Source organism: Ruminococcus sp. RTP21484sp1_RTP21277st1_D2_RTP21277_210401, assembly GCF_040924225.1.
Lineage (GTDB): Bacteria > Bacillota > Clostridia > Lachnospirales > Lachnospiraceae > Blautia_A > Blautia_A faecis.
Window position 1 is genome coordinate 82,179 of the sequence record NZ_JBCOMJ010000003.1, and the last position, 26,973, is coordinate 109,151.

A 26,973-nucleotide genomic window follows, 5' to 3' on the forward strand; every position below is an offset into this window, starting at 1 on the left:
CTCACTCCTTATTTTTATTAACTTTTATAGGTGCCATAAACTTAATCCAATTATGTGGAACAATTACTAATGAATTTACTAATGAATTATCTTCTGATCCAACTAAACTAAAATAAATATTACTAGCTGTTTGGTTCTCAATTCGTCCATAAAAATTATCACTACTCAACACGCTGTATGGACAGGTATCTTTAAGAACAACATGATAAATTGTTATAGGATTTAGAAATTCCATGCCACATGAAAAATATACCATTCTCATATATTACTCACCTCTTTTAAATGTTCTTTTACTCTGTTCTTCCCAACATTATAAATATCTATATCTTTTTCTATACAAATATAATTTCTACCAGTATTAATTGAAGCTACAGCCGTAGTACAACTTCCAGCGCAAGAATCTAAAACAAGCTCTCCTGGATTTGTATATGTTTTAATTAACTGTTCTATAAGAGCAACTGGTTTTTGAGTTGGATGTAACGCAGATTTTTGAACATCTTTTGCAAATAACCATACAGAAGTTGGATAGCGTTCCGTACTATCATATGTAGTTAATCCATGTTCTCCATAATCTGTTGTTTCTTTACAGTTAATCTTATGTTCTACCTTACTGATTTTTCTTGGATGACCAGTTGTTTTTTGCGGATTATATATTGGAAGCTTTTTATAAAAAATACAAATATCTTCATGTGCTCTCAATGGCATCTTTTTAGCATTTAAAAATCCTGTCGGCTGTGTTTTTTGCCAAATTAAATTGTATTTCCACATATCACGATTGCTTTGCATTAAGTCAGCCGTAAACATACCATTTGCAAACAATACTATTGCGCCATTATCTTTTATAATTCTTTTATATTGTTGCCATAATGACTCGAACGGAATAACCGAATCCCATTTATTTCTTACTGTTTGTCCATATGGAAGATCCGTACATATCATATCAATTGACTTATTGTCAATTTTTTGCATAATTTTTAAGCAGTCTTCATTATAAATTTTATTTATTTCTAGCATTTTATGTCCGGAGCAAACCATGATTTTATCTCTGCAGCAAATCTCACTACTCCTTTATTTAGTTTTCAAATAACTATCTTCACAATTATAAATAAACAATTTCTCAGTGGATTTACTCTTGTCTGTAGCTTTAATACTTCTACTTACTTCCTGTTCCCAAATACATTTAAAATCCTCTGGTGCAGATTGTTCACTAACCAAAACAATATTATCTTGCGACCAAAATCTCATAGTATTCCAAAATTCGTCATAATTAAATTTAGTTGCATTTGCATATTGCTTTGTATTTACATATGGCGGATCACAGTATATAACACAGCCAAATAACTCATATTCGTTGTAATCGCATGAATTAAATATAATATCCTTTAAATTTGGTGCTTGTATTAGTAAATTATCTTTCGACTCTCTGTAATAATCTCTATAACGCTGTCCATTCTTAGTTTTTTCATAACCTGGTTTAGCCCACCCACCATCAAACCATCTTCCATTGTACGATGCTAAAAATCCAATATTTCCTATTTGCCAATCTTCAAACTCCGATGTATTTCCATTATTAAATGCAGTTCTTGCTTTATCATATAATTCCTTTGAAACAGATTCATATAGTGGTAATTCTCTTTTTGCGTGATTTAACAATGCAATAAGATATTTATTTAAATCCGATCCAATTCTTATATTACAGTTAATTTTATCAATAATATTTGCTCCGCCCACAAATGGCTCTATATATGTATCAATATTATTTTCATCAATATATCTCTGAATAATCGGAACAATATATTTCGCTATTCGAGATTTACTTCCCATATATTTAATTTTTCTATACCAGAAAGTGACATGTCCTTAGTGCGCACCTAACCTTTATCCTTTCTGATTATTTCATTACATCAACTACTTCTAAAATACTCTTATACCATTTCAGGATTTTCTTTGAGCATTTGTAAAAATTTCATTTCATCTTCTTTGTCGGTACACCACAGCTCCAGGTCTTCGCCGTGATTGCCGATCAGAGCGGAAACTGCTACGTACTGTGTCAATTTAGATTTGAGATTAAACTTATCTCCGTAAACGGATGTTAAAGTAACATTACCCTTACATTCATCTACTACTTTAAGAAATGTTTCTACATCTTTAATGTTTTTAATTTTCATTGTACTTATCTCTTTTCTCTATTCGATTTTCAAATAAAACGTGGATTTTCTGACAAGAATTTGTCAGATTTATGATATTATTGTTATACTAATAGACTTTGCAAAAGCAATAATCACAAGATATGTTAATTTAGTTATAACTTATTCCAATAAAAAACATATTTTATGTATTACTGCATTGCCTCTTTCAGAATCTCTTCTGCATTCTCTTTCATGTAATTGGCAGTCTTAATGTACCCTTTGGTATTTGTCTCGTGTGTAAATCCTCTATATTTAACTCTAGCCGGACACACGCTAATAATATTCCCATCTTTATCCTGATCAATAACAATAGACCATCCAAACACCTGTAAAATTGTATTTGTCATCCATAACATTCCACTTTCCTGGAACTCTTTCCAACTTTTTTCTTTTACTACCGTTTTATCGCTCATTTTCAATTAACTCCTTTAATTTTTCAATATATTTTAATATACGATCTCTGTTCATGTTCTTTATAGTAATTCCATCAGGTACCATAGCAAAGTTTGCAATATTATTAAATGCGTTCGATATTGCATCAAAATATTTTAATACTATATCGATATCGATTTTATCAGGATCAAACTCAACAAAAATAAAATCACCTTTACCAGGATGTAATTTTCTAAGCCTAATTAATAATTTGTCCTCAACTTTTTTCCTCTGTCGTTTATTCATCTATTTTGTCTCCGTATTTAACAAATATACCAAAGCTCAGACCTGTCAGAAGTCCAAAGTCCCATTGAAGCCCAGGATCTTCTATAAATATAGGTAGAACTGTAAATAGTATCATAAATAAAAATGAAAATAGTATAACTGCAGCCTCTTTATTCTTCATCTTCGTAATCCCATTTTTCATACTCATGTATTCTTCTTTTTTCAATTACATAAGCTAATACTGCACATACATAAGTGACAGTTGCAATTATAAAATTTAATTTAGTTCTATTTTTCATTTATTTTTTCCTCCAATACTTTAATTGCTAATTTCAGTGCATTAATATTCAATTGACCTTTACCATCTAAGTAATTACTTATATTGTTTATAGCTGCTTGTTCAGGTTTTTCTTTTAGCTTATTACCTGTTTTTACAATTTCATAAACCTGATCAATATTATCTTTGGTCCATAAATCACTATCACACCATCTGTAATCACATCCATCCACTTTAATAGTTTTACATTCTTCACAGTTAGAACAATGATATGCCATATCTAAAAATTTGTTAAGAAATTCATGGGCAGTCATTTCTCGATCCGTATCTAATAAATCTCTAGCAGTATCTGTAGCACTTGCGCCAATCCAATTAATGCTATTATATTTAAAAGTTAATACAATAGGTCCATCATGTTCAATTAATGGATTGTATGCAGTCGCTAAATCCCCATCGTACCATCTAATTCCTTGTTTTTCTGCCTCTTTTAAAATAGCAGCAGCCTCATTCTTTGTTGTACACAATACATTCTTCTCTTTTAAATCAATCATATTTTCCACCTCTTCACTTTTAATAGGACAATATAATAAATTATCTCCTGGACGAAGATATTGAAAATACGTATTAGTCAATATAATCATCATCCAATCTGTCAGGATTCATGTTGCATTTAGGACATCTTAATATAAGATCTTCATCTTCGTCAGTATAATAGTTATCGCCATAAATACGACACTCTTCGCAATAGTCTAAAGCATCTTGATATTCTTCAAAATCATAATCATAGTCTTCGTCTACATCGTATTCTTCTGTATTATCTTCTTCTAATTCACTCATAAAATCTTTAGTCCTTTTATTTTTTTGGCAAAGTTCTTTTTGGTGCAAACTTAATAATTTCGTCTGCTAAAATTTGGCAACATTGAGTTCCATTACAAGATGAAACAGTATAATATCCTGGTATAAAACTATCTGAAATTCTATATACTATATTGCACACTGTATTATAATTTTCTTTATACCAATTTAATTCTTTTTTCAGTTTTTCTAGTTCAGTCATAATATTCCTCCATAAAACAGTGTTTTTACAGTTATAATAATTTCTTGAAATATATGGTAAATATGTGGTACAATACCTGTTAAGGTGTTTGGATATCTGATACATACCCAAGGGACTGGCAGAAACCAAGACCATCTATGACCATTCAATTAAGAATGATCTCCTCCGGAATAGGTAAATGGACAAACCTAGTAACCTGTCAATAGCTACATTGAAAGGAGGATACCTATGGTTAAAGAATTCTTTACCAACTGGAGTTTTATCTTCGGTTTATTAGGTTCAGTTTGCGCTGTTATTGCCAAACTGATGTAGTATAGGTGGTTTGCCAGCTGCGGTATCATACCACAAATTTACTTCTTGTTTAATTGTTACTTTGTTCTGATAAAAGTCTGATTTTGTAGGTCTACAATATACTCTTCTACTTTTATTGTTCCATCTAGTTGCTTAATATTATCCTTTACATGGATAAGATTATTATCTTTTTCATCAATTTCGAATTTAGGTACAAATAAATATAACCCAGTAATTTTATATTCCTTAAAATCTTTATAAATTAGTGTATAGCTTTTAGATTTATCGTGTTCTTCATACGGTATAAACAATGTTTTATCGAAGATTGATTTGAATGTGATTTCTCCAAGTTTACTATTTTTCATAACTCGTTGAATATCATTTATATCATCACGACAGTGGTCGAACCATTCTGGAACATAAGGAGTAAACTTAGAAGTTTTTTCCTCAATAGTATTAATTCTTTTTATTAATTCTTCATATTTCTTCTTACTAATCCACATTATTCTCTTTCTCCTTATAAAACATTTTTCTCAAAGTAACAATATCTCTTGGTAACTCATCAGCTTTGCCATTTTCGAACTGTTTTTTACACCATGCATAAAACTCATTCGCTACAGGTGTAGTCAACAATGATGTCCTGCTTGTATGACCTTTCTTCAAAGTCTCATGAGCAATACCACGCATATATTTCCAGAAGTTATAATATGTAAGTTTAAGCTTAACCATATATCCATTAGCATCTTCGATTACAAATCCTTCGATCTTATCACCTCTGTATTCATAATCTTCTTCTAAAACTTCAAAATACCAATCATAAAATTCCTGCCATGTAGATAACTCATAAGCTTGTTTCTTAATAGTTAATCCAAGCTCACGACCTACATGAGCCATGTCTTCATAATCATATTTCTCAAAATCCAAAGTATTATAAATAATGTCAAGTAGCACTAATTTACTTTCTGGATATTCAATAATATGAGGATCGTTTTTCATATCGCAGCATTCAAACACAAAAGTCACATCATGCTCTTTAAGATAAATTTTCATATCATCAAGCTTGTCTTTTGGAATTTTCTCATAAATCATACTTCTCAAATATTCTGCAAATGGTCCTTCAGGATCAGACTTACTTGTGATAAATAAATCGTCCGTATATTTATTCCAAGAAACAAGTCCAAGAAATCCATTTTCTTTTACATAACAAGCTACTGGGAATTTCAAAGTATGCTGCAATACATCCATCTGTGTTTCTTCTCGTTCATTGACATTGAAAAACTTCTCATATCCACGACAGAATACTTTACATTCTTCTGTATCAATATATAATCCTCTTGCTTTTGTAGTCTGCTCATTCCATTTCTTTTCATAGAAAGCTGCAGGTGTGAAATTAAATGAAGAAATATTTCCAAACTGTTTTTCAGAAATGTATGAGTTATGACGTAAATCAACAAGAACATCAGCTACACTACTACTCAATTTTTTCGCTGCTCTTACCGGCTCTCTGAATACATCATTTTTGATCTTATAGGTTGTATTTCCACCAGGAACAATATCAACACATCTTAGATATCCGCCAAATTCAACCTGCCCTTCAAGATCGTATACTCTTGGATTAACATTAATATCAAATCCTTTAGTATTTCTATGACCAAAAATCTGATAAGTATGATCATCGGTAGTGGTGAAAAATGTATCAGCAACTTGCTCTACATCGTTATATCTACCGACTCCATGAATCATCTGATCAGTTGCTACAAAAGTAAGATTTTGTGGGATTGTACTCAGACCACCGTGAGTAACAAGATATGTATTTCCATGATATGTATAATAGGCACACTGAGCAAATTTTCTACACAGCTGCCGAAGATCTTTCTTACTGAAACCGGCTTTATCTAATGCAGGTTTTGTAAATAATTCAAATTCTTTTGAAAATGACTTCTTATCTTCGCTATATTTCCTTAGATGAATTTCGTGATTGCCCTCAAGCAAAAGTACGTTTGGTTTATCCTTAATGCTTAAGAGAAACTGAACCACTTCCGCATTTTCAATTCCTCTGTCAATATAGTCTCCGCAAAATATAAAGAAGTGATCGTCCTTGATACCGCCAATTGCGTTCAAATATTTCTGTAAAGCTGTATTACAACCATGTATATCTCCTACGTGATGAATCACTTTATATTCGGACAAATCAATCTTTTTCATAAACACTTTATCAAGTTCTTCCGGCTTAATTACTGTAATACCGGACGGAATTCCCTGTGTCTTAAACCTACTATACATCTTATCAATAACAGCTTCAGGTACCTGTTTCATTGCAGCACGAAGACTATTTCTTTTCTTACATTCCTCGATTGAAACATCTGTAAAATCAACAAGAAAAATTCTGTACCTATACTCCTGACATAATTTCTTATATTTGTTCATTTCAGAAGTCTTGGAATTAGTTGCATCTATAACTGTGAATTCTCCACGCTGCATTCTAACCGCTAGTAGAGTAAATAATGTTTTCCAAACAGTGCCATCATTATTCTGTGTAATTTCTGTGTTACCATTTACAGATAATACCGGACTCTGACAGAGTAACCGAATATCATCTGCACATAATGTATATGGCTTTAAACCATTTTTCTCAATATAAGTGCTCTTACCAACTCCTGGTGCACCACGAAATAATAATAAAGTTCTCATCCTATCTTACAATCGTAAGAGCTGCGCGCATTTTAACCCATGGGACTCGAACTTATCCTTTCTTTTTATTCTCCTAACACAATTTTTCTATATTCGTCCGGTGTAATTTCACCTTTTCGTAATTTAATCTCTAAATCTAATCTATTACTTCTTGGATTTAATCCATTAATCTTAGATAAATAACAACGGATCTTATCAATTGCATATTCATTACTTATATGACATTTACTCTGGTCAACCAATGTTTCTCCAATACAGGACCATGTATGATCATATTCTCTAATTAAATAAATCAAATCATCCCTTGTGAGCTTGTCTAAATTTTCTTTTACATACTCCGGGAAATCTTTCATAATAATTCACCTGTTGCTTTCTTAATATAATTTTTCTGACCTAATAACGGACACCAATTTGGAATTTTTGTATAATCTGGGATAATGCTTATATTATCATTTTCATTTGCACCACAAACATACACATTTCCATGTAGTCCAAATTTCCAAAATAGACTTTCTGGACAATCATTGCAATGACTTATTGTAAACGTAACTTCATTCATTTTATTATCTAACATCCTCTTTATCATCAACTTTTTCAAAATTGAAAACAAGAAACTGCTTTTCTTTGTATACTTTCATTATAATATCACTCTCCAACGAATACTAAATCATCAATGTAGCTGCGATTTTCGCCTTTAAAAATAGGGATATTCTTATCTACTACCCATTTGGTTCGTGTAATATCATCTTGGGTATATTCTTTTTTCACACAGCAGCTTCCACGCTTTTTATAAGTTATAAGATCGTTCCAGTTGATATCTTTTTCAGTTAATAACATATTTTGAATATCATTACATGATTTATTCTGTAATTCTTTATGTGAAAAAATTGCTTGTCCAACCATTTGAATAGAATTGCGTGTGGCATCGAGTTGTCGCCAGTAGAAATAATTTGTTACTTCTTCTTTCGGAATATTGAAGCATCTTGAATCAAACATTGCTTTGTTACACTGAGAATAGTATTTATCATAATATTCGTCTTCTAATTTATCAAACATAGGCTCTGCTTCTTCAGAATTAATTTCTTTATTAGTAATTTTTTCATTAATCTTTGCGTATTCTTCCTGGAAACTAAATTCAACATTATCATAAAAGAACTTATTAAAAGCTAAAGTTGCCATACTTGCTGATATAGAACAAAGTTTCTGTACTTCATAATCAAACCAAGCTGCGGTATCTAATTTCTTATAATCAATAAGCAGTAAAGAGATTTCATCAGACTGAGTATATCCAAGTACACAACCCCCAATATTCTCACATAAGTATTTCATTGTATCTTGCATTGTTTTAATCAAAATATTATCAAAAGGTTTATCAAATGAACGACAAAATGTGTGAAATGCCCTACCATCAATTCTCAATACAACCGGACATCTTCGCATTAATTTTGTCTTTGAAATCTGCTCATAATATTCTTTCATTCTTTTACCAAGATCATCATTTACTGGCATATTATTTCTCCCTTCTTACATAGGATATACATATCGTTTCTTATCCATTGCTTCTAAATCTTCGTCACTTTCATTTCCGTAAATCACTTCACTATATGTACCAGAGTACGGAACAATCCATTGAAGACATATAACACAATTATCTTTTTGTGCAATATCCCTGGAGGCAATATAGTCGAATAAATCTGGTTTCTTATCGCATAAAAAACTTCTAATTTCTTTCATAATTCCTCCTATTAAATATCGTTTTTATTATATTACCAACAACCTTGCTGCACACACTCATAAACACAATCTGCAATCGGCTGCGAAATTTCATCTTTTAAAATCTCATTAAGACCATCAAGCAAAATATCCAAATCATAAGCTGTGCTATATGATTGAAGTTTTCTAATCTCATCTAAAAACATATTTCTTTGATCCATTAAATATCCTATTATTTTATAATCATCGTTTTCGTCATCAAAATGCACTATTTCTTTTTCAGTCATTTTTATCCATTTTTGTAGTCTTTCTATTTCTGCATCAGCATCTATTAATCTCATATCTCGTCCCTCATATTCCACTTCTCAATAGCCAAATCTTTTGCTTTACTAATTTCTTCTGCTTGATCATCATAATGGATCTCTTTTGAAATTGTACTTCCTTTTGCGCGACAGCAATTGCACATTACATAAAAACTCATTCTTACAATTTTCTTCCACGGATCTTTAAATTTTGTTTTGTGACCAACTTTTAGTTTTTCACTCCCCACAAAATGGACATTTTAACAGCTCCATTTACTCACCAACCTTTTTGTCTGTGCCATGAATTTCATTATATAAGGCAGTAAAATTTCTTAAATATTTATCTCTATCTTTCCTATTTCCTCCATCGAGAAGTTTTATCATTAAGTCAAACTCTTTGCCAAATAATAAAAGAAATGCAGGATAAAACGATAACCAATCCATTGTCAAACAATAAAACTCTCCATTTTGCTCAAATGCAGAATTATATCCAATTTTATGAAATAATGTCAGTATAGAATCTGTAGGTAAATTTTTTGAAAAATGTTCTTTTATCCATTTAATGTCTTTTGCTTGATTAGCAATCTCTTCATACTTTCTTTTTAATTCATCTATAAGATCAATATTTCCATCTTCTACAAACTCTAACTGACTATCATCCCACCATGAAGAACTAGATCCATTTTCCATACTGAGAATCGAATATCCTCCGTAACATTTTCCGTTACCATATTTTTCTCCGTAAGAATATTCTATTACAAACAACTTACCAATATCTTTTCTTGATTCATTTAACGATCCATGCCAATATGTATCAATCATTTTTACAATATTACCTGGTTTAAATTCCATTTACTCAATCATCCTTTCACCAATAAATTTCTTCATCTGTTTATTAATGTTCGCCGGATAACTTTCTACCACATTATTCAGATCAATAAAAATCTCTTTAATGTTATAGTCATCATCCAAAAAGATGCTTCCTACCGTTCCACCTGGAACTCTAATATAATATGTTGCAGGTTCTTCGTCATCAAACAATATTAAGTCGTTTATTACAATATAATGAAGCCGTTCATCTAATCCAGCTACTTGATCTAAAAACCACGTAATTTCGCAGGTCCATGCTTTGCGCACTTCTTCACGCATTTTTCTTCTCTTTAATTCCATTAATCATTCTCCATCATAAACTTGTAACGTTCCATCTGCGTTATAAAGCGGTGTAATACCAAAATGCTTATTACCGCTAATTATAAAATATTTAACTTTTGTATCATTTGCATATACAATACGATAATATCCATCGCTGCCATCGCTGCTACTCCAGTCTAGTATACTTGTAAAATATCCATTTCCATAATTCTTATTAGTTGGTTCATTTAATGCTTTTTGATAAGTCGTTCCACATCCAACTGCAAATACACAAATTAATCCAGCCGCAATCGCAGCTAAAATTTTCTTATTCATTTAACACCCATTACTTTCTTATATAATTCAACTTCTTCGTTTGTTGCAATATGTAACCAATCTAACAAAGTTTCTTGACACCACGCATCTTTATAACCTGACACCATAACGATAAACGAATTATCATCGTTTTCCTTAGTAATACTTTGGTAACATGCAATAGTACCAACTCTACCACGTAAGGTTTCTGGTTTGCTTAAATCAACATCTTTATAATCTGTAATTACAAATGTTCCTGTATCAACAGGAAAATTTACAGTAAACGCCATAAAATCACTCCAATCAAATTTTGCTTTTATCCTAATATTTAATATCAATACCTAATAACTCTTTTGCTTTTTCTTTGGCTGCAAATCGAGCATCTATATCAGTATACTGTCCAATATTTTTGCAAATTGGATGATTATACATAAATTTAATAAGATCATTAACATTTTTAATTTCAGATTTATATCCTTCTATATATTTATCACGGTTATTTCTTGTAAACGACATAACTTCTTCTTTAGTTGAAAATAACTGATCGAAATATCTTTCATAATAAAAAATGGAATCATCAATTTGCAATTTAGCATAAGGAGAAAGATCGCTTGTTAACGGTTTTACGCACTTATCAATTTTAACAACAATACCTGAGTCTGGTTGATCTGTTCCAAAATCCCAAAACCAAACTTTATCGCCAACTTTAAAATTTTTACTATCCATAATCAATGTCCTTTAAATTTTTACATCAAAAATTTCTTTTGCTCTTTCTTTAATAGCAATCTTCTTATCATTTAAATCTGCTACTGGCATGAATTCACAGTCTTCAATTACAGAATACATAAGTTCAACCAGCTCTTTCGCATCATGAATATTATCTTTTATGCGTTTTACATTTGCTTTCTCTTCTTTCTCTATCCAAGCAATAAGTTTAAGATCATCATGAAATATTTGCGAAATAGGCATTTTAGTTTCCATATGTCCATTCCTAATAAGTGCAAAAGGAATTTCATCTAAAATAAATATTTCTTTTATAATTCCCTTAGACATAAAATCGTGTTTTCTAATATAAAACCAAACAGTATCTCCAACCAAAAAATTTTTATCGCTCATAGTTTTCCTCCAAATCCCATATACCAATATTTTCTTCTCTGTATTCTTTAAATTCCGTCCCAAACCGTCCATATACCTTACCATCATCTTCTTTATATCTAATAAACTCTGCATAATCAGTAAGCAGTTTTGGACAATTATTCACGACCCATTCTCGTGTAGCAGTAATACAATAATTTGAAGACATATCAATTAATTCTCTAACTACACATAATCTGCTTTTCTTTACCCAAGTCTCATCATCAAATTTGATTTGTAAATCATTTTTCATCCATAATCTAAACGGTTCATCGTCTGGATAGAATATTCCAGGAATCCAATTATTTAGTTCAAAATATATAATCTTATCCATCTTATTCCTCAATACAACATTCAATATCCGGAAACTCTTCCGATTCCCATTCTGCTCCGCAAGTTTCACATTTAAAACTTAATGAGTTCCACCACTTCTCTCCTTGAAAAATATGTTTATACCAAGGCTTTTGAAATCCCAATCTTCTAAAACGTATACCATCAATTTGTCTTACACCGGATAATTTTTCATGTTTCTTTATCGCATCTAATTCGTCTTTAATTGTACAAAATCTATTCTCTCCACAGCATGGACATACACTATTTCTTTTTATAATTGTATCCATCATTATTTTATTTGGATCACACTTGTCAGGAAATTTAGTTATTCTCATCATTATCATCCTCTTCATTATCTAAACCAATTAGCCAACAGAATTGATTTAATCCACCAATGTAAGCATTAACTGCATCACCGTTCTTATGAATCTCATCCAGATATCCCCTGGCGATCACTCCGGCGTTAAAATAATATTCCGGCGTATGTTCTTTACTTTGAATTCTATTTTCCAACTCTTTTATATCAGCCGACAAATCAATATCCTTTCGACTATAAATCAACTTATCAAAGCGTTGGCACATAATTTTATAACTGATATCTGGACAGCCCATTTTTACCCCCATATTTTGTAATTTAACCATAAGTATATACACTTTCGTAAAACATATCTTTTATCGCACTTCACATATAATATACTTTGTTTTGCTTATAGCTTCTTTTAAGGCATTCTCAATTTTCTCATAATCTTCCTTATCGACAATATGATTTGCAAGCCATTCTAACGATACTGTATCTTCAATTGTTATAGAGCCATCATTGTTTGCAACAATTCGTCTATTAGGATCTTCATAACAAATTTTCACTGGCTTATCTTGATCTTTAGGAAGAATAAACACTGTGTCATTTTCTGTGTAAACATATACATTCTTATCATTAAAAATATCCATCAATAACCCTCTTCAAACGCCCAACTACTACTTACCCAAGTTTCACCATTTAATTCAAATCTCCAAGCTCCCTTAAATCTCGGATGTGGTTCTACCATTACAATCTTTCCACGACACTGCGTAGCAATACCAGGACAATTTTTAATTCTCTTTTTTCCAACTTCTTTACAAAATGACATGTAATCATCTACTGCTTTATGAAATTCAAATTCAATATCACTGCTATGTTCGGCTTCAAATGTTACTAGGTCCTCAATGTCAACAATACATCCTATTTTTAAATCGTGATTAAACTTTGCATGGAATCCTCTATATTCTAAATTATTAATTTTATCCATATTTTTACTCCAACCATCTGTTTTCCAAATAGCAAAACCCGAACACGGCAGCTCCTGTCAACATAATCCATAGTACCCAAAATAACCACATTGGAAAATGAGTTGTAACATATCTAAAAGCTTCTTCTAAATCCATATTGTTATAGTATTTTGTATTATTTATGGTTTTATCTTTAAGATTTGTGAATATAGTCCCTTTATTAACTGCAGGAACACCGTAATATTCAAATCTGATATGATAACCGCCACTCAATGTATCAATGTAGTTTTTACCAGGAAATGGAATTTTACTGCTATCAAAATCAATTCCACAAAAATTAATTGTTTTACAACTTTTATCTTCTTCTCCGGCATAATCCCAAGTCCAATATGTTTCTGTTCTTGTATGTTTTTTCCCTTTTGAGTCAGTAGTCGTAACAGTTCGAGTATGCATATTATAATGTTCTTCTACTTTTCGAACATACATGTATTCTCCACCAATTTCCGGATATGTAACTGAATCTACTGCTTTCAGCTCCCCATAAACAAATGCATTACCAACATTTGTGTCCATTCCATATTGGAACAGATCTGTATCATTATCTATTTGAATTGCTTTATTATATTTAATATCAGATTCTTGTTGACTCTCTGACCATTTAGTGCTGATCAGAAAGCCAAACATAATCATTAAGGCTGCGATTACAATACTTACAAGAATTTCTCTTTTAGTAATCGTAAAGTTCCGAAACTTTATGTTTTTCATTTTCAATCCTCAATTTCTCTACAATTCTTTTATAATATTCAGGGCATTCCTTTTCAAATTCTTCAAATGGTTTATACTTACAATCCTTAAAAACTTGAATCGCATTTTTGTAATTTTCGTAGCCTTCTTGTGTGTGAGGAAATATGCTTGGATTCAAAGATCCAAATTCAAAATCTTTACATTTTTCACATATACAAGGTGAAATTATGTAAATTTTATGACAATCATTTTCTTCTATTACTGCATAATATTTACCACAACCAAGTGTCACATAAAAATGCCTATCACATTTTTGTTTCTTTTTCATAAATTAATCCTCTCCAAACAAATCCTGTGGTGCATCCTGAAGGTCGTCACCAAAGTCTAATAGTTTATAATCCTGTTTCTCGTATCCAAGAAAATCAAGAAACGTACTCTGTGGGAACGCACGAACATAACCATTATAAATTTTTACCTGTTTATTATAATTTTCTCTATAATTTGCGATTAAATTTTCAGTTGTTGCCAACTCATTCATAAGCTGTTTATAATTCTCATTGGATTTTAATTCCGGATATGCCTCAGATACTGCCTTAATAGAAGTTTTGATTTCTGCAGCTTTATCGTCATCAGATGAACGACCGTCCACGATTGCCTTTAATGTATCATATTCATGTTTATCATAATTCTTTACGCAATCAACCAGGTTACCAAGTAAATCTACTCTTCGCTTTTCCTAAATATTTATGTCAGATTTTGCAGTTAACACCTGTTCTTCCATATTAATAGCTCTATTTTTATAGCTCTGAACTCCAAAGACAGCCATGAGAGCTACAGCAATAATAATTGCAATTGCGATTAATACCACTTTCCAACCGGTACCTCTACTTTTCATTTTTATCTCCTTTACCAACATATTTCATTTGTATATGTAGAATTTGTTTTCTTATTTAAACCAGCAAATTTATTTATTATTGTTTCTAATTCGCAGTTTTCATCAAATGATAACAAATTCTGTGTTAATATTTCTACTAATAGCCTTAATACATACTTAGTATCATCCACACTACAAGAAAATAGTTCAGGATCTTCTACAGATAAAAACAATCTTGCGTACTGATCGGATGATGCTAAATTATATAATTCTCTTTTTAACTTTTCTTTATCCATCTTTATACCTCAAAATATCATTGTGTGTTTCACCATCTGATTTATAAATATTCCAGCCTGAGAATAACTTCCCAAATTTATCATCATCTATTCTAAATTCGTTGCAATGCGTAATAGTAATAGATCTTTCACACTCAAAATCTCCTACATCTGCTATAACTCTCTGATAAAGTTTATTTAAATCTAGTTTTCCATATCTCAAAGTATCCTGATGATGGTTTGGAACATTTGTCTTATCATACATTTCGGCATTAATTTCGTCTTTATTGCATTCTGTTGGAAACGGACCAGCACCATGTCTGGTTAAATATGTACGTGTTACATAACATACTTCTATATTTAATTCATCATTCCAATTTACTCTTTCAATAATTTCTTTTGGATTTTTCAGACCTGTGTTAGATGGGGTAAGATGTGGAAAGTATTTTAGATTGTTCTGATCGAGTAATAACCCTTGAGCGGCTTCAAAAATAATGTGATCAAATATATTTAGAAAGCTTTCATCCCTGGTTGTCTCAATATGGTCATTCATAAAATCTAAGTCTTCAAGAAAATGTTCGTATATTCCTTGGTCGTTAAATAATTTTTTCCAACTATCAGATAACACAATTCCTTCTTTTTCAAACTTCTCAAGGTAATAATCTTTTACCTTATCAAAATCGGTAATGTCACTTTCATACCTCTTAATGGTTTCAAAAATTCCTAACCCACAACTGCCATGCTTTTGTTTTCCACGATTTTCTTCAACAATATGATTTGCCATCATATCGTAAGGTGTTGAAACCATACAGTCTGAATGAACATAAACAATAGGAACTACACCTTTATTTATCAGTTCTTTAAATTCTTGAACGAAAATAAGTGGATTTACAATGAATTCTTTTGGCAAATATGTAACAGCCCCATTAAAAGTTCCAGAACCAAAATGATGAAAGACATGTCTGATTCCGTCCGGTGTCATTACGGTATGTCCTCTTTGACTTCCACCATTAGAACACACTACAATACTATTAGGTTTCTGTGAAAAGTAATCAGTCATTAAACCTTTTCCTTCATCTCCTGCATTTGCACCAATCACAATCTTAATGTCTTTCATCATCTCAATCTCCTATTTTATTTTACCAAACAATTTCACCATTCTCATTTGTACTTACCTGAGTAGGTGTTGTCGCAAGTGTTATAATTGTATTAACATCGTTCTCAGCTGCATCAACAATAATATTTACAATAGTCTCTGCAATATTATCTAAAGTCGCTTCTTTGAAATGATTTTCTTCAATAATAGACTTAAAGGATTTTTCAATACCTTCTTTGTCATAGTTACTACCATGATTTACATGAATATGATAAATGTCGAATTTCTTAGAAGCTTCTTCAAATAGCTCTGGAGTTTCCACATCTTTTTCTAAATTATCTCCAAGTGTTGCAATTAAACCAGAACATCTACTTCGGATTGGAAGATAAGGATTCAATCTCTCGTCACCGATTGTAATAATAATTCCTCGTTTACCACGATTCCAGCAATCAAGTTTAGTGTGATGAGTTCCAAAATACCATGCAGCACTATATGACTCAAATCCATTTCCACCACCGCCAAATTCAAAGTAAATTTTATCAAGTTGCTCTGCAATCCTTATATCTGATTCAAATTGAGATGCTTGAATTGGATTATAATCATATGATAAATCTCCAATACCCATAATCATAAATTCAACATCTGCAATTTTTTCATAAAGTTTTGTCATAATTCCATTAAGTTTTTTTGCTACCTCAACTGCAGCTTGCCCCATAGATCCAGTTACATCAAGTGCAATCACAACTGGTAATGTATTTGGATGATCTTCTGAATCGCAACATTCTCTAATAACATTGTTTGGATCAAGTACTGGATCAAGAGATCTTGCCTTAAACATTTCCTGATTAGAAACACTTGAAGTAACAAACCCTAATGAATCTGTCGCTAATCCCTTTGATGTTGAATATCTTATAAAACTATTTGTATCCCATTCTCCACATCCCATAATTATTCTTCCTCCTCTGTATCTACTTCATTAAATTCATTAGTATCGTCTACTTCATCAAAATCAAACATACCATCAAACATATCACCCATATTACCGCCCATCATCATAAACGGAAGCATTGAGTTTATATTGTTCGCTGTTCCGGTAGAACCATTTCCATTCATCATCTGAGATAGCATCATATATTTGAAAATATTGTTCATTCCGTTTTTTCCCTTAGTAATATTACTTCCAAGTAAAGAAACAATCTTTCCATAAAAATATGTATTTCCCATGAATACGTGTCGCTCTGGAATAATATTCTCTACAGTAGAATCTTCATAATTGATTGCAGTAATCATATTCTTCTCTACTTTAATAACACATTTAGGCTTTCCATTTGCAAATATAATATCACCTGCACTAACTTTGTTTGTTGGAATAATAAAGAAGAAATCCTGTCCAATATCAAATGCAAAATTGTCACAATTTGTAAGTCTACCAGTCTTCACATTATAACTTTTATAACCATTAGATGTTTTTACTGCAATACCGCCACTCATAGAAAGTCTGCACATTCCGTTACCTACTTTACCAAACATACCGTTTAAAAAATTGTTCATCATAATTATCTTTTCTCCTTTTTTTATTTATATATTTTTTATAATGCTTTTCAGCTATTATTTACTTCCAATTTCTTTTTCATATTCTTCTTTTAATTTCTGTAAATCGTTTTCTTTATTTTTTATATAAACTTTCGATTTGCGAATTGCATCTTCAAAATATCTAACCTTATATAAATACTTTATTTTTTAGCAATTCGTAATTCTTCATTCATCAACTCAATGTTTTCTTTTGTAACTTTTCCATTGCCCATATTAATTAATTTATTTAAATACTCTTCAGCAATTTTACAAGCAATGCTATAATTTCTTTCTCCAATAAAAATATTGAAGTAGACACGCCGTCCTTCTCTATAAGCACCTACTGAATCATGGAATTCAAAATTTTTAGTATAACAATTACAATAATTAAATTCTGGTTCATTCTCTAAGTGTTTTATCATGACATAAGACTTTTCATCCATTGATAAATTAAAAGAAACAATATATCTATAAATAAACTCAGTTTCATTATAATCAATGTCTTTTTTTAACTTTTCAGCTGCTATAATCTCATATCCAGGATGCGTTGCACAAAATTTATATGCTTCATCCAAATCTTCTGTATAATTAATCGTTCTATAATCACGATGTTTAAGCCCATATAACATTTTCTTATCCTCCATTAATATGTAATAAAAGTCCCCTCCGGTATATAAAATTCATACCAAGTATCATGTGTAAACTTATTTGCAGTTTGACCAAATAATAGATCACAATTTTTATTTGCTTTATAACTATGAGTAATTAACACCGGTTCATAATTTCCTTCTACTATATTTACGTCTGCACTAATTGGGATTTCTTTATACTCAAGATATTTTCCGTTCTGTTCTACATATCTATATGTACTTCCACCATTCCACTTAAATGAATATTTAACGTAAACTGGGTTATCCTTATTGTCTATAAACGACACAATAGATTCTTCTTTTGTAATCATTTCTTGATTAGCAGTTCCAGAAAAGACAGAATTTCCTATAATCATAAAAATAGAAATACCTATAATAAATAATACAAAATAGCTAAAGCTAAATACTACAATTCGATCTGATATTTCTGTTTCATTTAAGCAAAACCTAAATGATACTGTAAAAATAATTGTTAATATAATAGCAAGTAACATTTTTTCTCCTTTTTATGAATTTTCTCAAAATTCCATTTTCGCAATCCCTTTAAAAATAAGGGATTCACGAGGGTCATTTCCCCATAAAACTGTTGTTTTATGTCATTACCAGGTCATAAATTTTTCCAATCTCATATCTACAATCTTCCATTTTTGTTCTCTTATAAAAGTCGCAATAACAAATTCCATCGTCAGCAATTACATACTCAATCCCCTTAGTAAGTAGTGAAGTATCTAAAACTCCTTTTAAGAAAAATACTCTAAATTTATCATATCTTCTAAGTCTACACCAGTGAGAATCCGGCGTTTCTTCGTGATCAATGATTGTATAATCATCCTGCTTTAGTCCATATTTCATATAAAAGTCAAATAACTCTTTCTGGTTCCAGAACACATCGCAGCGGATTCTAAGAGAAATAAATCCTAAATCATTGCACCAGTCTGTAAACTCTTCAAACCATTTTGGAAAATTAGGAATGTATTTATGGATAACAGAAACTGCTGAAGTGGTAATCCCAATTTTTCTTAAACCCTCGATCATTTCTGCATATTCCTGATCTGTAAATGTTTTAAATCCCATTATATCTCTGCGTTCATCCAGGCGGTAATCATGAACAGAAATATTTACATAATCAACAACGCCTTCCAGATAAGGAATACTTTCTTTCAAATGAAATCCATTTGTTGTCATTGTTACTCTTTGAACCTTATTCTTAATATTCTCTTCTTTAAGCTGTGTCAAAACTTTCTGTAAAAATTTAATATCAAATGTTGGCTCATTTCCTGTTATATCTAAAGAGATAGGATTTTTATCTCCTATCTTAGAAATAATTTTATTTAATGATGATAAATAATTATTTAAAAATTCATCCTTCTGATTTTTCAATACGCTAGATTTATAATCTTTCATATAACAGAAAGTACATTTTGCATTACAAGTTCCTGGAATCATAAGTTTTATGGAAATTACTTTATTATAATCTGTTCTCTCTATATAAACCATTTATCTCTACCTCTTTACTTAGCTATTTTCTCCTGCATAATAATTTCATTAAACAATTTATTTGCCAAGAGAAATGTCTTATCGTCAAAAGCAGGAATATCATCAGTAAGTTCTTCTAACAACTCAGCAACATTCACTTCTAAAATTTCTGCACACTTATAATATATTTTCCAATTAAATACTCCTTTATAAGATATTAGTTTTTCATATCCTTCTAAAGTTAAATTGTATTTTGCACAAAATTCTTCAAGTGATAATCCACTCTGTTTCTGTTTCTCTTTTATCATATAAATAATTTCATATGATGTATATCTTGGACGTATATTGTCCGATACTTTTACACAATCAAATATATCTGCCATAACTACTCCTGTATGTCGTTCAAATGTCGTACCGTACTACATACTGTCATACGAGGCACCTTTTCCCTTATTTTATAAGGCTAAAAAGCGTTTTGTATGAAATCGGTTTGTTCACCATGACTGATAAAAATCGGTTGACCTGATTTTCTACTGCACGTCAAAAATGGCTTTAAACCCTTATAAACATTGACTTAATCGCAAATCGCCATCTGGAATTTTGACTCCTCAAATCCTATACAACATTCATAAAATAAATCGAAAAATCGCCTTAGATCCCTTATAAAATAAGGCTTTAAGCCGTTTTTGTACATGCCGTTAGTAGTACAAAAAACTGCATACTTCGACTGGCTAAGATGCTATAGAAAATAAGACGTATCTCATTTTTCTACCTGCCGTTAGTAGTACCATTGTATAGAATGTATAATATATGACCACAGGGCATATAGGATAATCCCCATATATACTCCACTGTAGATCATATAGATTTACGTTAAGATACTACGCTATTAATATTGCTTCACTAAGCTCATTACTCTGTTCATCTGCAATGGTAACAGAAGCTTTTTCAAATTCTTTTCTTCTCTTTCTATCAATTTCATCGAACAATTGGGGATTAGTTACACGATATTTATTACATTCAAATCCTTTATCGGTTGTTCCTTTACTGATAAAAATGCATCCTGCGTCTTCCAAATTTTTAATATACTTAGCAACATTTTGTCTCGAAAAATCTAAATCGTAAGCTAGTTCATCGTATGTAACAGGTCTTCCGTTATCAAGATTTCTTAGTAATGTAATGTAGACTAAATATTCATTTGCAACAATTCGACCATCAATTAATGCTCTCGCTATATTAAAATAAAATTCAATATAGCCTTGCTGGATTTCTTTTAATCTTCTGGTCAGTACAAGTCTGGAATCAAGAAATACTCCTGGTTTCTTTTTATCTTCGACAATCTGAATCCATTTCTTTTCTTGTAAATTAAGTAAAAGAGGCTTTAACGTTTTGTCTCCAATACATCTTCTCTTAGCATATTTTGATTTCAACTTGTCAACTAAATCTCTTACTCTAAACCCTTTTCTTCCGTATAATACTTCATAAACATCAATAAGAGTTATAACCAGATAAGAGTTATAACCAGATAATCGTTTCCAGTCATTTTTCTAAGAGTACTATTCTTCAAAATCTTCTTATTTATTTTTGCCCCCAGCAGCTCTTTGTGGATTGTGTTTTTCATCGGTATCCATTTCCGTTATACAAAGTCCGCAATTAAAAGTCTTACATTTAGCTTCATCGCATTGCATAGCAACCCACCAATGTCTTTCATCATCTTCTGGAAATGCACCATAACATCCAGTTAGGTTATATTTCTTTTTCAAAAATCTTGCCGTGTCATCCAGAATTACACTATCAGATTTTGGTGGAATACAGGCTGCATTATATTCTTTACATGCCGCAAAAATTTCTTGCTCACTATAACCCTGCTTCTGCATACTTTTAACAATTCGACCATGCCAAAAGTTACGCTGTCCCTTAACCGCTCCTTCATGTTTAACACGCTCAATACAGAAATAATTAAATTCTTTTCCGTTTTTCGCTTCTTTCCATTCTTTCAGGGCAAAAATATTTACCTCTTTATCCAGATTTTTGTAATAATCTGATATATAACTTTTAATTTCAGATAATGGATATGCTCTATACTGTGGTCCATTCTTATATGCATTATTGACAACTCTCACATATTCCCACTTACCTGGATCTTGATAGTCATATTCTCCATCTTCTGTTTTGTGATTAAAAGAGCATGGAATTCGCGCGATTTGCGTTGATAATGTTGCCTTAAGATCTGCTTTAAAGATATCTGCAAGTGTTTTATTAAGCTCTACAACTTCTTTTGCATTATTAGCTTTTTCATCAATACATATATAATAGTGATACCCATGTCCTGAATTTATACATGCATGTAGAAACAATTTTTTTATTTTACTTTTTATGAAGCCTGTAAATGCTTTTGCCCCAGATAATCGTTCGTAATCTTTCTGATCAAAATCCAGGAACAAAACTCTTCTTGTTCTCTGTTGACTTTCTGTTCCTTTATCACGTCCAATATTTGTTGCAAGTTGATTATATAAATCAAAATTCCATTTATAAGTTTGAATATAATTGTAATATTCATCATAAGTTTTTATGTAATCGACAAAAGTTTCATTGCTTATTTTATTTATCCGTACCAGTCTTATCCATTCATCATCCTTTAGTTTATCCGGATATAACATCTCAAAATGCTTGCGCAGAATGGACTGTTGAGTATTTTTCTCTTCTGAGTCTATAATGATCATCTCCTTTTTTTATGCAGCTTTTAATTCTTGTTTCTTATTTTTTACTTCTAATTTCTTTTCTTCCTGATCCATATTTTCGGCTTCATATGTAAGTCTGTCGTACTCTCTCCAAACTAATCCACGTCTGGTACGAATAATTTTTACTCTATCTGATTTATTCTCTTTAAGCTTTTCATATTCTTTTTGCGTAAGCGTTATAGATGGTCCATCTGCATCAGATTCTTTATATGTAAATCTAATTTGATATTTTGCAAAACGTTTTTGATAATCAGTCATATTAGAAGTTGTTTTTCTTTTTTTCAACTCTCTGTTGAAATCAATTTTTTTATTATTTATCTCATTAATATCAATTATCGGATTAGGAATTTTTTCGCCTACAATCTGTATTGTAGAAACTTCTGCAATTTTCCCTTTATGTTTACCTTCTTTTATGTATATTAAATCTCCTGGTTTTACGCAATATGAATGACACTCAAATTGTATTTTACCCTTAGATACTTTCTCTTTTCTAAAGATTCTTTCATTATCAATATGTTCTTTATTTGTAGAGCGTTTTGATTTAGTACTATGCCTAATTACTTTTAGATCATTTCCTTTTTTCTTTTTACCATCTCTTGAATCTATATATTTTGCATCTGCAAAACTTTCCATTTTTCTATCATTACAACGTTTTTGTTCGACAATAAATACTTTTTTAGATAAAGTTATATTCTTAAATTCTTTTATACAAACTGCATCATTATAATGGAATTTTCTCAAACCTGCTTCTTTTCTATTAATTTTTGTGTTATAACCATATTCAGCTTCAATATCAAGCTCTGGATATTTTTCAGTAAGTCTGTTTAATAATTCCCATCTAACAATATTCATATATGTAGAATCTTTAAATGTATTTTCTTGTAAAGCTTGTTCTAATAATTCTTTAAAATATTTGTTGTTATTATTATTCGAATGTATTTTCTGATGACATCCTTGACATACGCAAATCAAATTTCCTGGATTATTAGTACCACCCCAGGATCTTGGTATTTTATGGTGCACTTCTATTCTTTTTGGTTTCTCTTTTAGTGTACCATCTTTTTTCTTTTTCTTATTGCAAAAGTAACAAGAATAATTATCTCTGGCTCTTACATAAGATACAACATTCTCATATCCTTTCATTTCACCATTTTGATAATCTTTTCCATTTAAAATAGTTCCGTCCTTTAAATATGCATCCATTGCAGCAATGTCAAAATTTGCCACCTCTACAATAACTTTATCGATTGGAACCCATTGTTTTAATTGCTCAATGATTCTGATATGCGTTTCCATTTTATGTACAATAGACGGTGCAAACCATCCATCTTCATTTCCATTTTTATAAGTAGGATTATGTACTGTTTTATAATCAATGTTCTTATTTTTTCTATAACGTAAACGATTTCTTCTGAAACTACGCATAGATTTTCTTTCTAACAATCTATTACTCATTCCGTTTAGCATTTCAACTTGACCTGCAATATATTCGTGCTCATTATCGCTTACGGAAAATCCGATATTTAAATATCCACTATCTACTTTTAATTCAAATATATCTCTATTTTCTAAATCCGAATTATAATCATCAGTTCTTTTGATAACTAATGGCTCGTGATTTATAATTTCTGCTTTATGTTCTCTTAATAAATAACCTGCTTTACCATTTTTTATTGGTATGCATGGTTTATTATTTTTATCCACAATTAATACAAAATCCATATAATTCATATTTTTATTTCCTTTATAATATAATCTCAATTTAAAATTGGTCATGCTCTTCGACAATGTTATAAAAAGTTACATGTTTGTATCACTTACACCAATCATGTTCGGCACAGTGTATGTTTAGGTACAAACGATATAATTACAGCTAGAGCGACACCATAACATATTATCTTTTTATAACGTAGATTTCTCTTAGTCTATTTCATAGAAGTGCCTTAAAATAAGAGGTATAAAACTATACATTGAGGTTTTGTATACCTCTTAATTTACATGGTTACAAAACAAAGATTGTAACGCTGAATGACTTACATGTGTTTTGTATACCTCTTAATTTACATGGTTACAAAACATGCTCTCTCCTTTCTCCGGTTGACCTCCAGTTTTGTATGCCTCTTAATTTACATGGTTACAAAACAGTAGGTATTTATGATAATCTGGTAATTTGTTTTGTATACCTATTAATTTACATTTTGTAATAAACAACATTTTTATTTAAATCTCAATCAATCATATCTATCATCACCTCACAATCATTACTTCCATTTTTCATTATCATTTATTCCAGAAATTCAACTTATACTTCCTTGTAGAATGGGCAACTTATTTTAAATATTATTGTCTTTCCATATTCATGCCCTTCTACATTACTTTTGAATTTATCATGACGTTTCTTATAATCACATCAGTTATCTTTTGTACATTTTTTGCAATCATATTTTTTAACAACCAAATTACTCATTTTTTATTCTCCTTTTATAAAGTTAATTTTCCAATAAAACTCCAATTTTAAATTGTTACCTTTTCAAAAAGTTCTTCACAGAATTTAATTTCTTCAGCATCATCGACAGATACAATTAATCCGTAATTAGATTTGATAATATATAAAATTGCATCACAGACTTCTGCTCTATTTCCAATAACAACTTTTACATTTTGTTTTCGCTTATCAGATATATTGTCAATTATCTTTTTTGCATCTTTTGTAGTCACTCCACAATAATCTGTTCTCGCTTTCTTTTTTAATATTCCAGTTAGTTTTATTCCAGGAGTATAAATGACACCCTCTGGCCATTGGTCGTATTTATTTCCATCAAGATCTTCGAAATCAAGTGGCGAACAAAACATCATTTCGTCCCATATCTTTTTTTCATTTCCTGTATCATTTACACCAAGAAATTCTTTAAATAATCTAAGCATTTCTTTTTCTTCCGGAAAGAACATATCAATTTCCTTTCCTTTGAGCCAATATTCAAAATTACTTATCAGCTGTCCAAATCTCCAATCAGGAACATTGTCTTTCCATATACTTCCAAATTCATCACAAAATTTATCAATTCTCTTTGGATCTCTCAATCGTTACCAAACTCCTCTCTTATAAATGTTCTTAATGCTTCTCTTGATACATAAGCTATATGTGGTTTATCAATTCTCTTTTTACAATCTTCTAGTGTATTAAAATAATATGCGCAACTTAAATATGGAACATACTTACCATCAATACAGTAAATTTTATTTCCTTTATATTTTTCTACGAAATATTGAGCTTCCCATTTTTCTTTACACTCATTACTACAAACATAAATATTTTTATGGAACTTCGGATCATAAGTCTTCGAGCAACCTTTGTAAAATACTGGCATCTCTTTTCCACACGCTATACATATTCCTACTGAATTAATCATCCCATCTACCTCCCTGACATCATTAAGATAATTGCAGCAATTAAAAATATATGAGATGTAATTAAATAAATCGCCCTAAGTTTTATTTCTGTACTTTTTACATTATTTTCCATATAAAAAATAACAAAACTAATAATCGCACATGCTATAGATCTCATCTTCTACCTCCAAAAAACATTTCGTCCATCAGCATAAATGCCAACGGTACCACCATCGTAGTTAAACAATAATATTGCTTTGTGGCTGCTACAGATATTGCGGTAACAATACTGCAACAGATCCACATCATTATGTATACAATTGCTCTATTCTTCCTCATATCAAACCTTCTTTAAATATTTTAGAAAAATAACCATATATCTTTTTATCAAATTCTCTTGCTTCTAATAATGTTTTCAGTTGATCATCGGATAACTTTGCATACATTTTTAGTTCATCAATCATCTTCTGCATATTTTTTATCTCATTATTTTTAGAATCAAGTTCTTTTTGCATACTATGTAATTTATCGTATAATTCAAATTTTACTAAATTCAGTTCACGATTTAATTCTCTGATTTGTTTTCTAAACTCAGCTCTTTCTTTTTCAAACGCTTTATCTTTTGCAGATAATTGTTTCTTCATACTAAATCATCCTCATTTGGGATCTGGAACACCTGGTCCTGATAATAGATAATCTTTGGTGGTTCGCCATCAATAATTTCCATCCTCTGTTTCGCTTGAACTTTGCTTTCTAACATTGTAAGAACCTTATCGATACTTTCCTGTTTGCTAAAACT

The 26,973-nt window shown here is 30.7% G+C and carries 47 protein-coding genes and 1 pseudogene; all 48 read right to left on the minus strand.

Translation table 11 applies throughout. The features are described from left to right. Position 1: 1 nt before the first annotated feature. Entirely contained in the window at positions 2–262 is a 261-nt protein-coding gene (locus AB5706_RS02790; RefSeq protein WP_368365763.1) for a hypothetical protein, read from the minus strand. Continuing rightward, positions 259–1,014, minus strand: coding sequence for a site-specific DNA-methyltransferase (locus AB5706_RS02795; RefSeq protein ID WP_368365764.1), 756 nt, complete (start codon positions 1,012–1,014; stop codon positions 259–261). The genes AB5706_RS02790 and AB5706_RS02795 overlap by 4 nt, the downstream gene beginning before the upstream one ends. A gap of 54 nt (positions 1,015–1,068) precedes the next feature. After that, positions 1,069–1,824: a DNA adenine methylase gene (locus AB5706_RS02800; protein WP_368365765.1), complete on the minus strand. Its 756-nt coding sequence runs from the start codon at positions 1,822–1,824 to the stop codon at positions 1,069–1,071. A gap of 101 nt (positions 1,825–1,925) precedes the next feature. Continuing rightward, on the minus strand, positions 1,926–2,168 hold the full coding sequence (locus tag AB5706_RS02805; protein ID WP_368365766.1) for a polya polymerase: 243 nt from the start codon (positions 2,166–2,168) through the stop codon (positions 1,926–1,928). Between the two features lie 170 nt (positions 2,169–2,338). Further along, positions 2,339–2,602 carry a hypothetical protein gene (locus AB5706_RS02810; RefSeq protein ID WP_368365767.1) on the minus strand — a complete coding sequence of 88 codons (264 nt, stop codon included), beginning with the start codon at positions 2,600–2,602 and terminating at the stop codon, positions 2,339–2,341. After that, positions 2,592–2,867, minus strand: coding sequence for a hypothetical protein (locus AB5706_RS02815; RefSeq protein ID WP_368365768.1), 276 nt, complete (start codon positions 2,865–2,867; stop codon positions 2,592–2,594). The genes AB5706_RS02810 and AB5706_RS02815 overlap by 11 nt, the downstream gene beginning before the upstream one ends. Beyond that, positions 2,860–3,027 (minus strand): hypothetical protein, encoded by a 168-nt coding sequence (locus AB5706_RS02820; RefSeq protein ID WP_202187793.1) that lies wholly within the window; start codon positions 3,025–3,027, stop codon positions 2,860–2,862. Before AB5706_RS02820 ends, AB5706_RS02815 begins: the two co-directional genes overlap by 8 nt. Further along, positions 3,017–3,145: a hypothetical protein gene (locus AB5706_RS02825; protein ID WP_279254414.1), complete on the minus strand. Its 129-nt coding sequence runs from the start codon at positions 3,143–3,145 to the stop codon at positions 3,017–3,019. Before AB5706_RS02825 ends, AB5706_RS02820 begins: the two co-directional genes overlap by 11 nt. Beyond that, on the minus strand, positions 3,135–3,674 hold the full coding sequence (locus AB5706_RS02830) for a hypothetical protein (protein WP_368365769.1): 540 nt from the start codon (positions 3,672–3,674) through the stop codon (positions 3,135–3,137). Before AB5706_RS02830 ends, AB5706_RS02825 begins: the two co-directional genes overlap by 11 nt. Before the next feature lie 73 nt (positions 3,675–3,747). Then, positions 3,748–3,960 (minus strand): hypothetical protein, encoded by a 213-nt coding sequence (locus tag AB5706_RS02835; protein WP_118584061.1) that lies wholly within the window; start codon positions 3,958–3,960, stop codon positions 3,748–3,750. A gap of 16 nt (positions 3,961–3,976) precedes the next feature. Continuing rightward, on the minus strand, positions 3,977–4,180 hold the full coding sequence (locus tag AB5706_RS02840; protein WP_368365770.1) for a hypothetical protein: 204 nt from the start codon (positions 4,178–4,180) through the stop codon (positions 3,977–3,979). A 368-nt stretch (positions 4,181–4,548) separates the two neighbouring features. Beyond that, positions 4,549–4,974 (minus strand): hypothetical protein, encoded by a 426-nt coding sequence (locus AB5706_RS02845; RefSeq protein WP_368365771.1) that lies wholly within the window; start codon positions 4,972–4,974, stop codon positions 4,549–4,551. Further along, positions 4,964–7,162, minus strand: coding sequence for an RNA ligase (locus AB5706_RS02850; RefSeq protein WP_368365772.1), 2,199 nt, complete (start codon positions 7,160–7,162; stop codon positions 4,964–4,966). Before AB5706_RS02850 ends, AB5706_RS02845 begins: the two co-directional genes overlap by 11 nt. 65 nt (positions 7,163–7,227) lie before the next feature. Next, entirely contained in the window at positions 7,228–7,515 is a 288-nt protein-coding gene (locus AB5706_RS02855; RefSeq protein WP_313720867.1) for a hypothetical protein, read from the minus strand. After that, positions 7,512–7,721 (minus strand): hypothetical protein, encoded by a 210-nt coding sequence (locus tag AB5706_RS02860; protein ID WP_313720865.1) that lies wholly within the window; start codon positions 7,719–7,721, stop codon positions 7,512–7,514. Before AB5706_RS02860 ends, AB5706_RS02855 begins: the two co-directional genes overlap by 4 nt. An 86-nt stretch (positions 7,722–7,807) precedes the next feature. Further along, positions 7,808–8,671 carry a tRNA(His) guanylyltransferase Thg1 family protein gene (locus tag AB5706_RS02865; protein WP_313720863.1) on the minus strand — a complete coding sequence of 288 codons (864 nt, stop codon included), beginning with the start codon at positions 8,669–8,671 and terminating at the stop codon, positions 7,808–7,810. Between the two features lie 15 nt (positions 8,672–8,686). Further along, positions 8,687–8,896 carry a hypothetical protein gene (locus AB5706_RS02870; protein WP_313720861.1) on the minus strand — a complete coding sequence of 70 codons (210 nt, stop codon included), beginning with the start codon at positions 8,894–8,896 and terminating at the stop codon, positions 8,687–8,689. A 32-nt stretch (positions 8,897–8,928) separates the two neighbouring features. Then, positions 8,929–9,216: a hypothetical protein gene (locus tag AB5706_RS02875; protein ID WP_118584067.1), complete on the minus strand. Its 288-nt coding sequence runs from the start codon at positions 9,214–9,216 to the stop codon at positions 8,929–8,931. A 234-nt stretch (positions 9,217–9,450) separates the two neighbouring features. Then, the gene (locus tag AB5706_RS02880) at positions 9,451–10,029 is read right to left on the minus strand and encodes a hypothetical protein (protein WP_368365773.1); all 579 of its coding nucleotides are present in this window, start codon (positions 10,027–10,029) and stop codon (positions 9,451–9,453) included. Further along, positions 10,030–10,347: a hypothetical protein gene (locus AB5706_RS02885; RefSeq protein WP_368365774.1), complete on the minus strand. Its 318-nt coding sequence runs from the start codon at positions 10,345–10,347 to the stop codon at positions 10,030–10,032. Between the two features lie 3 nt (positions 10,348–10,350). Continuing rightward, positions 10,351–10,644 (minus strand): hypothetical protein, encoded by a 294-nt coding sequence (locus AB5706_RS02890; protein WP_368365775.1) that lies wholly within the window; start codon positions 10,642–10,644, stop codon positions 10,351–10,353. Beyond that, the gene (locus AB5706_RS02895) at positions 10,641–10,961 is read right to left on the minus strand and encodes a hypothetical protein (RefSeq protein ID WP_368365776.1); all 321 of its coding nucleotides are present in this window, start codon (positions 10,959–10,961) and stop codon (positions 10,641–10,643) included. The genes AB5706_RS02890 and AB5706_RS02895 overlap by 4 nt, the downstream gene beginning before the upstream one ends. Beyond that, positions 10,945–11,349 carry a hypothetical protein gene (locus tag AB5706_RS02900; protein ID WP_368365777.1) on the minus strand — a complete coding sequence of 135 codons (405 nt, stop codon included), beginning with the start codon at positions 11,347–11,349 and terminating at the stop codon, positions 10,945–10,947. The genes AB5706_RS02895 and AB5706_RS02900 overlap by 17 nt, the downstream gene beginning before the upstream one ends. Before the next feature lie 12 nt (positions 11,350–11,361). After that, a complete protein-coding gene (locus AB5706_RS02905) occupies positions 11,362–11,739 on the minus strand; it encodes a hypothetical protein (protein ID WP_368365778.1) in 378 nt (125 codons plus the stop codon). Continuing rightward, the gene (locus tag AB5706_RS02910) at positions 11,729–12,091 is read right to left on the minus strand and encodes a hypothetical protein (protein WP_118584074.1); all 363 of its coding nucleotides are present in this window, start codon (positions 12,089–12,091) and stop codon (positions 11,729–11,731) included. Before AB5706_RS02910 ends, AB5706_RS02905 begins: the two co-directional genes overlap by 11 nt. 1 nt (position 12,092) lies before the next feature. Then, positions 12,093–12,428: a hypothetical protein gene (locus AB5706_RS02915; RefSeq protein ID WP_368365779.1), complete on the minus strand. Its 336-nt coding sequence runs from the start codon at positions 12,426–12,428 to the stop codon at positions 12,093–12,095. Next, complete coding sequence (locus AB5706_RS02920; RefSeq protein ID WP_368365780.1) at positions 12,412–12,732, minus strand: hypothetical protein; 321 nt, start codon at positions 12,730–12,732, stop codon at positions 12,412–12,414. The genes AB5706_RS02915 and AB5706_RS02920 overlap by 17 nt, the downstream gene beginning before the upstream one ends. Before the next feature lie 30 nt (positions 12,733–12,762). Next, entirely contained in the window at positions 12,763–13,038 is a 276-nt protein-coding gene (locus AB5706_RS02925; RefSeq protein ID WP_368365781.1) for a hypothetical protein, read from the minus strand. Continuing rightward, a complete protein-coding gene (locus AB5706_RS02930; RefSeq protein ID WP_368365782.1) occupies positions 13,038–13,376 on the minus strand; it encodes a hypothetical protein in 339 nt (112 codons plus the stop codon). Before AB5706_RS02930 ends, AB5706_RS02925 begins: the two co-directional genes overlap by 1 nt. Positions 13,377–13,380: 4 nt before the next feature. Further along, complete coding sequence (locus tag AB5706_RS02935; RefSeq protein ID WP_368365783.1) at positions 13,381–14,121, minus strand: hypothetical protein; 741 nt, start codon at positions 14,119–14,121, stop codon at positions 13,381–13,383. Beyond that, on the minus strand, positions 14,084–14,428 hold the full coding sequence (locus AB5706_RS02940; RefSeq protein ID WP_368365784.1) for a hypothetical protein: 345 nt from the start codon (positions 14,426–14,428) through the stop codon (positions 14,084–14,086). Before AB5706_RS02940 ends, AB5706_RS02935 begins: the two co-directional genes overlap by 38 nt. Positions 14,429–14,431: 3 nt before the next feature. Beyond that, positions 14,432–14,821: pseudogene (locus AB5706_RS02945) on the minus strand (LemA family protein); the annotation flags it as partial. Positions 14,822–14,836: 15 nt separating this feature from the next. Next, a complete protein-coding gene (locus AB5706_RS02950) occupies positions 14,837–14,995 on the minus strand; it encodes a hypothetical protein (RefSeq protein ID WP_368365785.1) in 159 nt (52 codons plus the stop codon). An 11-nt stretch (positions 14,996–15,006) separates the two neighbouring features. Further along, positions 15,007–15,270 (minus strand): hypothetical protein, encoded by a 264-nt coding sequence (locus tag AB5706_RS02955; RefSeq protein WP_313720833.1) that lies wholly within the window; start codon positions 15,268–15,270, stop codon positions 15,007–15,009. Further along, entirely contained in the window at positions 15,263–16,369 is a 1,107-nt protein-coding gene (locus AB5706_RS02960) for an adenylosuccinate synthetase (RefSeq protein WP_368365786.1), read from the minus strand. Before AB5706_RS02960 ends, AB5706_RS02955 begins: the two co-directional genes overlap by 8 nt. Positions 16,370–16,388: 19 nt before the next feature. After that, positions 16,389–17,291 (minus strand): hypothetical protein, encoded by a 903-nt coding sequence (locus AB5706_RS02965; RefSeq protein ID WP_368365787.1) that lies wholly within the window; start codon positions 17,289–17,291, stop codon positions 16,389–16,391. A 2-nt stretch (positions 17,292–17,293) separates the two neighbouring features. Then, entirely contained in the window at positions 17,294–17,899 is a 606-nt protein-coding gene (locus AB5706_RS02970; RefSeq protein ID WP_368365788.1) for a hypothetical protein, read from the minus strand. 179 nt (positions 17,900–18,078) lie between these two features. After that, entirely contained in the window at positions 18,079–18,546 is a 468-nt protein-coding gene (locus AB5706_RS02975; RefSeq protein WP_368365789.1) for a hypothetical protein, read from the minus strand. A 14-nt stretch (positions 18,547–18,560) separates the two neighbouring features. Continuing rightward, positions 18,561–19,061: a hypothetical protein gene (locus tag AB5706_RS02980; protein WP_118584083.1), complete on the minus strand. Its 501-nt coding sequence runs from the start codon at positions 19,059–19,061 to the stop codon at positions 18,561–18,563. Positions 19,062–19,158: 97 nt separating this feature from the next. Further along, positions 19,159–20,064, minus strand: a complete 906-nt coding sequence (locus AB5706_RS02985; RefSeq protein WP_368365790.1) for a radical SAM protein — start codon at positions 20,062–20,064, stop codon at positions 19,159–19,161. Between the two features lie 14 nt (positions 20,065–20,078). Next, complete coding sequence (locus tag AB5706_RS02990) at positions 20,079–20,426, minus strand: hypothetical protein (protein ID WP_368365791.1); 348 nt, start codon at positions 20,424–20,426, stop codon at positions 20,079–20,081. Positions 20,427–20,924: 498 nt separating this feature from the next. After that, positions 20,925–21,473 carry an HTH domain-containing protein gene (locus tag AB5706_RS02995; protein ID WP_368365792.1) on the minus strand — a complete coding sequence of 183 codons (549 nt, stop codon included), beginning with the start codon at positions 21,471–21,473 and terminating at the stop codon, positions 20,925–20,927. 144 nt (positions 21,474–21,617) lie between these two features. Then, positions 21,618–22,766 carry a hypothetical protein gene (locus tag AB5706_RS03000; RefSeq protein ID WP_368365793.1) on the minus strand — a complete coding sequence of 383 codons (1,149 nt, stop codon included), beginning with the start codon at positions 22,764–22,766 and terminating at the stop codon, positions 21,618–21,620. 9 nt (positions 22,767–22,775) lie between these two features. Further along, positions 22,776–24,515, minus strand: a complete 1,740-nt coding sequence (iscB, locus tag AB5706_RS03005) for an RNA-guided endonuclease IscB (RefSeq protein WP_368365794.1) — start codon at positions 24,513–24,515, stop codon at positions 22,776–22,778. Positions 24,516–25,298: 783 nt separating this feature from the next. After that, entirely contained in the window at positions 25,299–25,865 is a 567-nt protein-coding gene (locus tag AB5706_RS03010) for a hypothetical protein (RefSeq protein WP_368365795.1), read from the minus strand. Beyond that, complete coding sequence (locus tag AB5706_RS03015; RefSeq protein WP_368365796.1) at positions 25,862–26,194, minus strand: hypothetical protein; 333 nt, start codon at positions 26,192–26,194, stop codon at positions 25,862–25,864. Before AB5706_RS03015 ends, AB5706_RS03010 begins: the two co-directional genes overlap by 4 nt. Positions 26,195–26,348: 154 nt before the next feature. Further along, complete coding sequence (locus AB5706_RS03020; RefSeq protein WP_368365797.1) at positions 26,349–26,513, minus strand: hypothetical protein; 165 nt, start codon at positions 26,511–26,513, stop codon at positions 26,349–26,351. Continuing rightward, positions 26,510–26,818, minus strand: a complete 309-nt coding sequence (locus AB5706_RS03025) for a hypothetical protein (protein ID WP_368365798.1) — start codon at positions 26,816–26,818, stop codon at positions 26,510–26,512. Before AB5706_RS03025 ends, AB5706_RS03020 begins: the two co-directional genes overlap by 4 nt. Positions 26,819–26,973 lie beyond the last annotated feature (155 nt).